Here is an 11,657-nt window from a genome sequence, read left to right as displayed (position 1 = left end):
TAAGGGGGGCTTGCAAGACCCGACCCCCTAATCTCACCTCCAAGCAATCGACAGAGACTTGGAGGTACTAGATGAGCTTTTCGCAAGCAAAGAAGGGCATGGTCGGCTGGATCACGCTCGAGCGTCCCAAGGCGATGAACGCCTTGAGCCGCGAGATGATCGAAGGCATGACCGCCACCCTGCAGGCGTGGACGAACGATCCCGAAGTCCGCACCGTGGTGATGACCGGCACCGGTCCGGCGTTCTGCGCCGGCGCCGACCTGAAGACGGCCAGCGCCGCCGTGGCGCCCGGTGAGAAGGACTTCCTCGACCACATCGTCATCTTCTTCGACACGCTGCGCGCCTTTCCCAAGCCGACCATCGCGGCCGTCAATGGCCTGACCCTGGCCGGCGGCCTCGAAGCCGTGCTGGCCTGCGACATCGTCCTGGCCGCCAAGAGTGCGCGCCTGGGCGACGGCCATTCCAACTTCGGCGTGTTCCCCGGCGGCGGCGGCGCGGCGATCCTGCCTCGCAAGGTGCCGGCCAACGTGGCCAAGTACCTGCTGTTCAGCGGCGACGCGATCTCCGCCGACGAGATGAAGGCCTGCGGCCTCGTCAACGAAGTTGTTGCCGACGCCGAGCTGGCCGATCGCGCGCAGGCGCTGGGCGAGAAGTTCGCCAAGAAGAGCCCGCTCGTGCTGGCCCGCATGAAGAAGGTCGCCAACGAAGCGGCCGACAAGTCCACGGCCGATGCGCTGCGCCATGAGCTGCACGAGTTGCGTGACCACCAGCGCTCATGGGACATCCAGGAAGGCCTGCGCGCCTTCGTGGAGAAGCGCGAGCCGCAGTTCAAAGGTTATTGAGGCGATCCGAAAAATGAAGAGCTACGAAACCCTTGCCGACTTGAAGCCCCTGGTGGGCGAGGTCATCGGCACCAGCGACTGGATCGTCGTCGACCAGCAGCGCATCAACATGTTCGCCGAATGCACCGGCGACCTGCAGTGGATCCACGTCGATCCGGAGCGCGCGAAGAGCGGCCCGTTCGGCACACCGATCGCGCACGGCTTCCTGACGCTGAGCCTGATGTCGGCCTTCATGGGCACGGCCTTCGACATCCGCAACAGCAAGATGGGCGTGAACTACGGGCTCAACAAGGTTCGCTTCATCAAGCCGGTGCCTGTGAACAGCCGCGTGCGCGGCCATTTCAAGCTTGTGGGCTGGGAGCCGATCGACAACGGCGGCGCTCAACTCGCGATCGAGGTGTCGATGGAGCTGGAAGGTTCGGACAAGCCCGTGTGCGTGGCCGAGTCCATCACCCGGCGCTACTAGTTTTCTTTCACCAGGCGCCTTGCGCCTTCCTCCGGTTTGTCCGGCGATCGCATCGATCGGCCGGCAGGGGATTTCTTTTTTTCAAGTTCTTGAGGGTAACGAAATGACGATTCGATTTGACGGCCGCGTGGCCATCGTGACGGGTGCCGGCAACGGCCTGGGCCGCGTGCATGCATTGGAACTCGCCCGGCGCGGCGCCAAGGTCGTGATCAACGACTTCGGCGGCAGCCGTGACGGCAAGGGCGGCTCTTCCGAGGCCGCGCAGAAGGTCGTGGAGGAAATCCGCGCTGCGGGCGGAGAGGCCATTTCCAACGGTGCGAACGTCTGCGACTTCGAGCAGGTGCAGGCGATGGTGGCGCAGACCAAGGCCGAGTGGGGCCGCGTGGACGTGCTCGTCAACAACGCCGGCATCCTGCGCGACAAGACCTTCTCGAAGATGGAGATGGCGGACTTCCAGGCCGTCGTGGACGTGCACCTCATGGGCTCGGCCAATTGCACCAAGGCCGTGTGGGAGACGATGCGCGAGCAGAACTACGGCCGCATCCTGATGACGACCTCGGCCTCGGGCCTGTTCGGCAACTTCGGGCAGTCGAACTATGGCGCCGCCAAGATGGCGCTGGTGGGCCTGATGCACATGCTGCACGTCGAGGGCGCCAAGAACAACATCCGGGTCAACACCATCGCACCGATCGGAGCGACACGCATGACCGAGGACGTGATGCCGCCGGAGATGCTCGCCGCGGTGCAGCCCGAGAAGGTGACGCCTGCGGCGCTGTTCCTCGTGAGCGAAGACGCGCCCTCCCGGATCACGCTGTCCGCCGGCGGCGGCGCCTTCACCTCGGCACGCATCGTGGACACCGAGCCGGTGTACCTCGCGGGCAGCGAGTGCTCGGTCGAAGGCGTTGCCGAGCACTTCGCCGCCATCACCGATTGGGACACGCAGCGCGCCTACGAGCATTCGAACGGGCAGGTGCAGGCCCTGATGGAAGCAGTCATGAAAGGCCTCAAGGCCTGATGGACGCAGGGCCGCGGCCTGCGGCCCTGCACTCGCGCAGCAATGGCATTCCCAGTCAACAGATCCCGTCATCAAAAAACCAACCGAGGAGATAAACACATGGATCGTTTCACACCGGCAGGCCGACCGAGCTTGCGTCGCCACGCATTGAGCATCGCCGCGCTCACCGTCTGCGCAGTGGCATGCGGCACGGCCGGCGCGTTCGAGATCGACACGGGGAACGACGATGTCCAGATGCGCCTGGACAACACGGTCCGCTACAACTACGGACAGCGCACCCAGGAGCAAAGCCGCGTCATCATCAACAACCCCAACTACGACGACGGCAACCGCAATTTCGCCCAGGGCAACACGATCAACAACCGCGTCGATCTGCTGACCGAATTCGATGTTGTCTATAAAAGGCAATTCGGCGCGCGCGTGAGCGCCGCCTCGTGGTATGACGCTGCCTACTCGGGTACCTTTTCCAACACCAGCCTGGCCACCCAGAACCACCTCGTCGATGGCAAACCTGCGTTCGGCCTGAGCGACTACGCCAAGCGCTACTACGAAGGCCCGTCCGGCGAATTCCTGGATGCATTCGTCTTCGGGACCGTCGACCTCGGCACCATGCCGCTCACCGCGCGCCTGGGCCGCACGACCGTGAACTGGGGTGAATCGTTGCTCGGCCTCGGCGCCATCCACGGCATCTCCTATGGTCAGGCCCCGCTCGATCAGGGCAAGGCACTGTCCGTTCCCGGCGTCGAGGCCAAGGAGCTGTACATGCCGCGCGAACAGCTTTCCGCGACGCTGCAGGCCACGCCGGAACTGAGCTTCGGTGCGCAATACTTCCTGGAGTGGCGAAACACCCGCGTCCCCGAGTCGGGGACCTACCTGGGCTTTGCCGACTTCTACCTGTCCGGCGGCCAGTCGCTGATCAACCCGGCGCTGCCCGGCGGACGCGCCTATCGCGGCTCGGACATCACGCCAAAGGAAACCGGCGACTGGGGCTTGATGTCGCGCTGGAGTCCGCAGTGGCTCGACGGGACGATGGGCTTCTACGCCCGTAACTTCTCCGACACCATCCCGCAGGTGATCTTGCTGCCCGGTGCAAGGAGCCAGTACTTCTTCAACTACGCGTCTGACATCGACATGTACGGCATGAGCCTGTCGAAGCAGATTGCCGGCATCAGCTTCGGCCTGGACGTGAACTACCGCCGCAACATGCCACTGGTCAGCGACATCGTGTCGGTCAGGTCCGCGAGCCAGTTGCCGGCCCAGGGCGACACGCTGGGTGCGCGAGGCAACACGGCGCACGTCGTGCTCAATGCGATCGGCTCCATCGGCAGAACGCCGCTCTTCGGCAGCGCCACGTGGTCCACCGAGTTGACGTTCAGTCAATGGCTCTCGGTGACCCAGGGCGCCCAGTACTTCAAGGGACGCGACAGCTATGTGGGCATCGATCGGGTCTCCAAGAATGCCACTCAACTCGCGCTGAATTTCACGCCCACCTGGTACCAGGTCTTCCCGGGCATGGACCTGTTGATGCCGCTGAGCTATTCGCTCGGTCTGTCCGGCAACTCGGCCGTGGCGACGGGTGGCAGCAAGAACGCCGGCAGTTTCGGCGTGGGCCTCGGACTGGATGTGTACAGCAAGTACCGGTTCGACCTGAAGTATGTCGGCTACTTCGGCGATCTCGCGCTCAACCCTGCCGGCACGGTGGTTTCGGCCGCCAACGGCACCCAGGCCTTGCTCAAGGACCGCGGCGCCGTCTTCTTCACTTTCAAGACCACGTTCTAGAACGGAGACATTCATCATGAAAAAACTCACTGCAGCATTGCTCTGCGCGGGGCTGCTGTCCGCGCCATGGGGTGCGGCGCTCGCGGCGGTGTCCGCGGACGAAGCCAAGAAACTGGGCACCGAACTCACCGAGGTCGGCGCCGAGAAGGCGGGCAACAAGGAGGGCACCATTCCCGCATACACGGGGGGGCTCACCACGCCGCCGGCCGGCTTCGACAAGGACAAGGGCGTCCGCCCCGATCCGTTCGCCGGCGAGAAGCCCGTGGTGCAGATCGACGCGAAGAACGTCGACAAGTACGCCGACAAGCTGACCGAAGGCACCAAGGCGCTGATGAAGGCCAATGCCGACTTCCGTATCGACGTCTTTCCGACGCACCGCACCGTCGCATTCCCGAAGTTCGTGCTGGACAACACGCTGAAGAACGCCACGCGCGGCAAGCTTTCGGACAACGGCCTGGGCATCACCGGCGCGCGCGGCGGCATTCCCTTCCCCATTCCGAAGAACGGCAACGAGGTGATGTTCAACCACGTCGCCCGCTGGCAGGGCCTGTCCACCGTCATGCCCAAGTACTCGGCCTACAACGTCGATGCGGCGGGCAAACTGGTGTTGAGCACGCAGGGCGTGTGGACGGTGGAGCTTCCCTTCTACGACGACAGCAATGCCGCGTATCCCACCCTCATCACGCGCGCCAAGGCCAACTACACCGGGCCCGCGCGCCGGGCCGGGGAAGCGGTGATGACCAACGACTACGTCGAGGAAGGCAAGGGCCGTCGTGCCTACCAGTACTTGCCCGGCCAGCGCCGAGTGCGCCTGGCGCCCGACTTGGCCTACGACACGCCCAACTCCAGCACCGGGGGCATGTCGACCATCGACGACATCTACCTGTTCAACGGCAATCAGGATCGCTTCAACTTCAAGCTCGTGGGCAAGAAGGAGATCTACGTTCCCTACAACGACTACCGCTTCGTCTACCACGACAAGCCGGAAGATCTGTTCAAGCCGAAGTTCATCAACCCGGACTTCGTGCGCTGGGAGCTGCACCGCATGTGGGTGGTGGAAGCCACGCTGAAGGAGGGCGCGCGCCACATCTATTCGCGCCGCACCTTCTATGTGGACGAGGACAGCTGGATGATCCTGGCCTCCGACCAGTACGACGGCCGCGGCCAGCTCTGGCGCCCGGGCTTCGCCTATCTCACGCAGCACTATGACGCGGCAGTGCCGAGCAATGCGGTGTCGGGCCACTATGACCTGAACGCAGGTACCTACTACATCAACCAGTGGCCGGGTGCCTACGGCATCAAGGTGCTGGACACCATGCAGTCCGATTCGCAGTGGACTTCCGACGCCCTGGCGTCGCAAGGGGTCCGCTGAACCCGCGGGGCACGGCGCGTCCGTGCCCTTACCGATTTCATCCGGGGGGCGCGGCCAGACCACCTGCGCTCCGGCCCCCCTCTTTCCCGGAGCAACCCGTGTTGTTGCACATCCCCAAACTGATTCGATGGCCGCTGGCCGGCATGGTCCTGGTCGCGGGCGCGGCCCTGGGCCAGTCCGCCTTCCAGTTGCCCTTGACCCTGCCTTCGGCGCCCAGCGCCCTGGCCAGCCGCGCGCCTGTCAACGCATTGGCCGTGGCCGGCACGCGACTGGTGTCCGCCGGCCAACGCGGCCACATCCTGTTCTCCGACGACGAGGGCAAGACCTGGACGCAAGCCGTGGTACCCGTCAGCTCGGACCTGACGACCGTCTTCTTCGTCGATGCCCGCCAGGGCTGGGCCGCCGGCCATGAAGGCGTGATCCTTCACACCGCCGACGGCGGCGCAACCTGGCAGCTGCAACTCGACGGCCAGCAGGCTGCCCAGCTGATCCTGCGCCAGTACGGGCAACCCTCGCAGCACGCCAACGCCGCGGCCCAACGCCTGGCGCGCGACGCGGCCACCTTCGCCGCGCAGGGCGCGGACAAGCCATTCCTGGACCTGTATTTCGAGAACGAACGCGAAGGCTTTGCCATCGGCGCCTTCAACCTGATCCTGCATACCGAGGACGGGGGCCGAAGCTGGACCCCGTGGCTGGACCGCGTCGACAACCCCGACGCCTTGCACCTGTACGCGATGCGGCCCGCCGCGGGCACGCTCTTCATGGTGGGCGAGCAGGGCCTGGTGCTCAAGCTGGATCGCGAGCGGCGCCAATTCGTCCGTGTGGCGCTTCCCTACAAGGGGACGCTGTTCGGCGTCATCGGCACGCCGCAGATGGTGATGGCGTATGGATTGCGCGGCAATGCCTGGCGCAGCACCGACGGCGGCGCGAGCTGGACGCGAACGAACACCGGCGTGAACGCGGGCCTGGCCGGCGGCACGGTGCGCAGCGACGGCTCGATTCTCCTGGCCAGCCAGGCCGGGCAACTGCTGCGCAGCACGGACGAGGGCGCCAGCTTCGAGCGCGTGGCGCTGGGCCGCGTGGCGCCGGTGTTCGCGCTCGCCGCTTCGACCGCGCAGGCCGTGGCCCTGGGCGGACCGGACGGCGTGCGCATTGAATCGCTGAAAAACAAGGAGGCAAACCGTGCTCAGTGACAACAACATCCAGGCCATGCCGGTGATCCGGGACCTGAAGGACTTCGACGCGCGCAGCGGGAGCCTCTTCGAGCGGCTCATCTTCAATCACCGCCGGATGGTGGTCGTGCTGTGCGTGCTGGCCACGGTGCTGCTGGGCTGGCAGTCGACCCGGCTCGCGCTCAACGCGGCCTTCGAGAAGACCATTCCCCATCACCAGCCCTATATCCGCAACTTCCTGGACAACCGCGCCGAGCTCAAGGGGTTGGGCAACGCGGTGCGCGTGGTGGTCGAGAACAAGCGTGGCGACATCTTCGATCCCGCCTACCTGCAGGCGCTCAAGCAGATCAACGACGAACTCTTTCTCACGCCGGGCGTCGACCGCGCCAACGTGAAGTCGCTGTGGATGCCGGTGGTGCGCTGGAACGAGGTGACGGAGGAGGGCTTCACCGGTGCGCCCGTGATGCCCGACCGCTACGACGGCTCGCCGGCCAGCACCGAGCAGCTGCGGCAGAACATCGCGCGCGCGCAGATCCTGGGCAGCCTGGTCGGGACCGATTGGCGCTCCAGCATGATCTTCGTGCCGCTGCTCGACAAGGATCCGCGCACCGGCGAGCCCCTGGACTACCACGCGCTTTCGCAGCGCCTGGAGGACATCCGCAACCGCTTCGCGCAGTCCGGCGGCGCCGACGTCGACATCCGCATCGTCGGTTTCGCCAAGGTCGTGGGCGATCTGCTCGATGGTCTCGCGGAGGTGATGGGCTACTTCGCCGTGGCGGCCGTGATCGCCGCAGCCATCCTCTACGGCTGGACGCGCTGCGTGCGCAGCACGGCGCTGGTGCTGGGCTGCTCGCTGGTGGCGGTGCTGTGGCAGCTCGGGCTGGTCACGCTGCTGGGCTACGAGCTCGACCCGTACTCGATCCTGGTGCCCTTTCTCGTGTTTGCCATCGGCGTGAGCCATGGCGCGCAGAAGATGAACGGCATCATGCAGGACGTGGCGCGCGGCACGCACCGGCTGGTGGCGGCGCGCTACACCTTCCGGCGCCTGTTCCTCGCGGGCCTCACGGCATTGGTGGCCGATGCGGTGGGCTTCGCGGTGCTGATGCTGATCGACATCCCCGTGATCCAGGAGCTGGCGATCACGGCCAGCCTCGGCGTGGCGCTGCTGGTGGTCACGAACCTGGTCCTGCTCCCCGTGATGCTGTCGTACACCGGCGTGAGCCCGAAGGCGGCCGCGCGCAGCCTGCGTGCCGAGCAGCGCGAATCGGGCGGCCTGTGGCGCTGGCTGGAGCGCTTTGCGCAGCGGCGCTGGGCCTCGGCGGCGCTGGCTGTGACCGCCTTGCTGGCCGTGGCCGGATTTGCCGTCAGCACTCAGCTGCGCGTGGGCGATCTCGACCCAGGTGCGTCCGAGCTGCGCCCCCATTCGCGCTACAACCTCGACAACGCCTACATCAACGCCAAGTACTCCCTGTCGAGCGACCAGTTCGCGGTGATCGTCAAGACGCCGCCCGAAGGGTGCCTCACCTACCAGACGCTGATGGAATCCGACCGCCTGGGCTGGGCGCTGCAGCAGGTGCCGGGTGTGCAGAGCACGGTGTCGCTGGCCGATGCGGTGCGCAAGATCACCGCCGGCTCGTACGAGGGCAATCCCAAGTGGCTGAGCATCTCGCCCAACCAGGACGTGCTGAACTACGCCGCACGCACCGCCATCACGAGCAACCCCGAGCTGTTCAACACCGAATGCTCCGTGATGCCGGTGATCGCCTACCTGGCCGACCACAAGGCCGACACGCTGGAGCGCGTCGTGAAAGCGGCCGCGACCTTCGCCGAGGCGCACAGCACGCCCGAGCACCAGTTCCTGCTGGCGGCCGGCAGCGCCGGCATCGAGGCCGCGACCAACATCGTGGTCAAGCAGGCCAACGTGAGCATGCTGATCTACGTGTATGCGGCCGTGATCGTGCTGTGCTTCATCACGTTCCGGTCCTGGCGTGCGGTGGTGGTCGCGGTGCTGCCGCTGGCCGTCACGTCCATCCTGTGCGAGGCGCTGATGGTCATGCTCGGCATGGGTGTGAAAGTGGCCACGTTGCCGGTGATCGCCCTGGGGGTGGGCATCGGCGTGGACTACGCGCTGTACCTGTTGAGCATCCAGCTGGCGCGGCAGCGCGCGGGCGGCTCGCTGGCCGAGGCCTACCGCGAGGCCCTGCGCTTCACCGGCAAGGTGGTGGCGCTGGTGGGCGTGACCTTGGCGGCGGGCGTGGTCACCTGGGCATGGTCGCCGATCAAGTTCCAGGCGGACATGGGGATCCTGCTGACGTTCATGTTCCTCTGGAACATGCTGGGCGCACTGGTGCTGATTCCGGCGCTGTCGCACTTCCTGTTGCGAGATGTCGGCGCGAGAGCGCACGCCGACCGCGATCGTCATGTCGCAGCACGGCCGGGAACCCTTCACGCAGAAGCATGCGCCCCCACGGCAGCGCAGCCATGAGAGCGAACCAGATGACATACCAATACCTCCTGCTCGACGTGCGCGACAGGGTCGCCACCGTCACCATCCGAGCGGAAACATTGCAATGACAGACACCTCGACCGCATTCTTGAGCGAACAGGAAACCATGATCCGCGACAGCGCCCGCAAGGTGGCGCAGGAAGTCGTGGCCGCGACCGCCGCCGAGCGCGACCGCACCGGCGCGTGGCCGCACGATGAGTTGAAGACGGTCGGCAAGCTCGGCTTCATGGGCATGCTCACGCCCGAGGCCTATGGCGGCTCCGGCGCGAGCTTTGTCGAGTACTGCCTGGCGATCGAGGAGTTCGCGGCGGCCGATGCCGGCTTCGCGACGCTGATGCACGTGCACAACTCGGTCGGATTCACGATCTCGAAGGCCGGAACCGAGGCGCAGAAGCGCAAGTACCTCGCCAGGCTCGCGAGCGGCGAACACATCGGCGCGTTCCTGTTGAGCGAGCCGCATGCCGGCTCGGACACGGCAGCCTTCCGCACCTTCGCGCGCCGGGACGGGTCGCACTATGTGCTCAACGGCAGCAAGCAATTCATCTCCAACGGCAGCGAGGCGGCGGTGGGACTGGTGCTGGCCGTGACCGACAAGGCCGCGGGCAAGAACGGCAGCAGCCTGTTGATCGTCGACGGCAAGGCCGCGGGCTACAAGGTAGCGCGTGTGGAGCACAAGCTCGGCCAGCGCTCGGCGCACGTGGCGCAGATCCAGCTCGATGACTGCCGCGTCCCGCTGGAGGACGTTCTCGGCGAGGAGGGCTCGGGCTACAGGCGCATCATGGCCTCGCTCTCGGAAGGGCGTGTGGCCATCGCGGCCGTGGCCATCGGCACCGCGCGCGCCGCGCTCGATGCGGCGGTGAAGTACGCCAAGGAGCGCGAGGCCTACGGTGCGCCCATCATCAGACTGCAGGGCGTGAGCTTTGACCTCGCGGACATGGCGACCAAGGTCGAGGTGGCGCATCAGTTCGTGCTGCATGCGGCGCGCCTGTGCGAGACCGGCATCCCTTGCGCGAAGGAGGCTTCGATGGCCAAGCTGTTCGCCAGCGAGATGGCAGAGAAGGTGTGTTCCGATGCGCTGCAGATCCACGGCGGCTACGGCTACCTCACCGATTTCCCGGTGGAACGCTATTACCGGGACGTGCGCGTGACCAGGATCTACGAGGGCACGAGCCACATCCAGAAGCTGATCATCGGGCGCAGCCTCTGAGCCGCGACGCCCGCCCGCCAACCATCGACACCGAGTTGGTGATCCAGCGCATCGAGGCTATCGGCTCTTCGCCGCGCAGGGCATCGTCGGCGCGTTCATGGAGACGTTCAAGAAGTTTCCACCGAGGCAGCCGGGTGGCGCAGGGTGCCGCGTTCACTCGAAGTTCAGCAGCACCTTCATCGCCTGCGTCCGATCGGCCGCCAGCGCAAAGGCGCGGGCCGAATCGCGGTATGACAGCGTCGCGGAAATCAGCGGCTTCACGTCCACCAGCCCCTTGTTGAGCAACTCGACCGCCATCGCGAAYTCCTCATGGAAGCGGAAGGCCCCGCGCAGATCGAACTCCTTGGCGACGATGGTATTGATCGGCAAGCTCATCTCTCCACCCAGGCCCAACTGCACGATGATCCCGCGCGGCCTGATCGCATCAAAGGCGCCGCGCAGGGCACGCTCGTTGCCGCTGGCCTCGAACAGCACATCGAAGCTCCCCTTGTCGGCCGCAAAGCGCGCGAGGCCGTCGGGCTGCTCCGCCACGTTGATGACCTCGTCCGCACCGACCTTGAGCGCCTTGCCCAGCGTGTGGTTGCCGACATCGGTCGCCACGATATGCGTCGCGCCCGCGCGCCGCGCCGCAATGATCGCGAGCGCGCCGATCGGCCCGCAGCCGGTCACCAGCACGCGCTTGCCCAGCAGCGAGCCCGCGCGGCGCACCGCATGCAGCGCGACCGACAGCGGCTCGGCCATCGCGCCTTCGCCATCGCTGAGCGAATCGGCCAGCCGGTGGGCCTGCCATTGCTCGACCACGATCTGCTGCCKGAACGCGCCCTGCACGTGCGGCGTGCGCATCGCGCTGCCGTAGTAGCGCATGTCCAGGCAATGGTTCTGCAGGCCCTGCTGGCAGTACTGGCAGCGCCCGCAGGGCCGGCTCGGGCTGATCGCCACGCGCTCGCCCGCCTTGAACGAAGTGCCGGGGCCGACCGTTTCGATCATTCCGGCCACCTCATGGCCCAGCACCATCGGCTCCTGGATGCGAACCGTGCCGAARCCGCCRTGCTGGTAGTAGTGCAGGTCCGAACCGCAGATGCCGCCGCAGCGCACCCGCACGAGCAGTTGGCCGGCTTCGAGTTCGGGCGTCGGGACTTCCTCGACGCGCAAGTCGCCGGGGGCATGAATGACGAGGGCTTCCATGGGCTTTTCTCCTTCTTCCTCAATCTGATGACAGTTCACGAACCCCTTCGCGAAACACCGCGGAACCGGCTCAGCCGGGCCGCTGGTGTTGCCCCCTGCAAGGGGGTGGGCGG

General features: G+C 66.1%; 9 protein-coding genes. 8 read left to right on the top strand and 1 reads right to left on the bottom strand.

What is annotated here, in order from left to right:
* Positions 1-71 precede the first annotated feature (71 nt).
* The 8 genes from AC1DHL_RS11875 to AC1DHL_RS11840 all read left to right on the top strand — a co-directional run bounded on the left by AC1DHL_RS11875 (position 72) and on the right by AC1DHL_RS11840 (position 10,359).
* The gene (locus AC1DHL_RS11875; RefSeq protein ID WP_478103194.1) at positions 72-842 is read left to right on the top strand and encodes an enoyl-CoA hydratase/isomerase family protein; all 771 of its coding nucleotides are present in this window, start codon (positions 72-74) and stop codon (positions 840-842) included.
* A gap of 13 nt (positions 843-855) precedes the next feature.
* Positions 856-1,308, top strand: coding sequence for a MaoC family dehydratase (locus AC1DHL_RS11870; RefSeq protein WP_478103195.1), 453 nt, complete (start codon positions 856-858; stop codon positions 1,306-1,308).
* Positions 1,309-1,411: 103 nt separating this feature from the next.
* Positions 1,412-2,323, top strand: coding sequence for an SDR family NAD(P)-dependent oxidoreductase (locus AC1DHL_RS11865; RefSeq protein ID WP_478103197.1), 912 nt, complete (start codon positions 1,412-1,414; stop codon positions 2,321-2,323).
* A gap of 99 nt (positions 2,324-2,422) precedes the next feature.
* A complete protein-coding gene (locus AC1DHL_RS11860; protein WP_478103198.1) occupies positions 2,423-4,102 on the top strand; it encodes a DUF1302 domain-containing protein in 1,680 nt (559 codons plus the stop codon).
* A 16-nt stretch (positions 4,103-4,118) separates the two neighbouring features.
* The gene (locus AC1DHL_RS11855) at positions 4,119-5,474 is read left to right on the top strand and encodes a DUF1329 domain-containing protein (RefSeq protein ID WP_478103199.1); all 1,356 of its coding nucleotides are present in this window, start codon (positions 4,119-4,121) and stop codon (positions 5,472-5,474) included.
* 98 nt (positions 5,475-5,572) lie between these two features.
* Complete coding sequence (locus tag AC1DHL_RS11850) at positions 5,573-6,667, top strand: WD40/YVTN/BNR-like repeat-containing protein (protein ID WP_478103201.1); 1,095 nt, start codon at positions 5,573-5,575, stop codon at positions 6,665-6,667.
* 16 nt (positions 6,668-6,683) lie between these two features.
* On the top strand, positions 6,684-9,131 hold the full coding sequence (locus AC1DHL_RS11845; protein ID WP_478103209.1) for an efflux RND transporter permease subunit: 2,448 nt from the start codon (positions 6,684-6,686) through the stop codon (positions 9,129-9,131).
* 85 nt (positions 9,132-9,216) lie between these two features.
* Positions 9,217-10,359 carry an acyl-CoA dehydrogenase family protein gene (locus tag AC1DHL_RS11840; RefSeq protein ID WP_478103203.1) on the top strand — a complete coding sequence of 381 codons (1,143 nt, stop codon included), beginning with the start codon at positions 9,217-9,219 and terminating at the stop codon, positions 10,357-10,359.
* A gap of 153 nt (positions 10,360-10,512) precedes the next feature.
* Here the strand turns inward: AC1DHL_RS11840 and AC1DHL_RS11835 are convergent, their stop codons facing one another.
* On the bottom strand, positions 10,513-11,544 hold the full coding sequence (locus AC1DHL_RS11835; RefSeq protein WP_478162100.1) for an L-idonate 5-dehydrogenase: 1,032 nt from the start codon (positions 11,542-11,544) through the stop codon (positions 10,513-10,515).
* Between the last annotated feature and the right edge of the window lie 113 nt (positions 11,545-11,657).

This window comes from Variovorax sp. 10L426 (assembly GCF_056395305.1).
This window is presented reverse-complemented; position numbering and strand designations above follow the sequence as displayed.